Annotated in this window: 1 protein-coding gene; it reads right to left on the reverse strand. The window is 67.0% G+C overall.

The genetic code is table 11. The features are described from left to right. Positions 1-22: 22 nt before the first annotated feature. A partial coding sequence (locus AC0IYH_RS30790) for a Crp/Fnr family transcriptional regulator (RefSeq protein ID WP_471837963.1) occupies positions 23-300 on the reverse strand: 278 nt, incomplete at its 5' end.

Genomic DNA, 300 nt, shown 5'->3' on the forward strand with positions numbered 1-300 from the left:
AGACAGCTCGACGCCAAAACCTTTACTCCGCCGCCGGCAACCACCCCAGATTCGCCTGCGCATACCGGTCGACATAGCTCGCCGCCCGCACCAGCCGCTGCTCGTTCAGCAACGTGTAGCGGCCGCCGTCGCGTGCGATCAGCCCCTCTTCCTCCAACTGTCGGAGCATGCGGTTGACGTGGACCGCGGTCAGCCCGGTCGCGTCGCCGATCTCCTCCTGCGTGATACCGGGATGGAAGCTGTCCGCGATCGCCGGATCCCCTCGACGCAGACGGTTGCGGATGTCCAGCAGCAGCGCCG

The sequence above is a fragment of the Pseudomonas sp. AC463 genome (genome assembly GCF_979253585.1).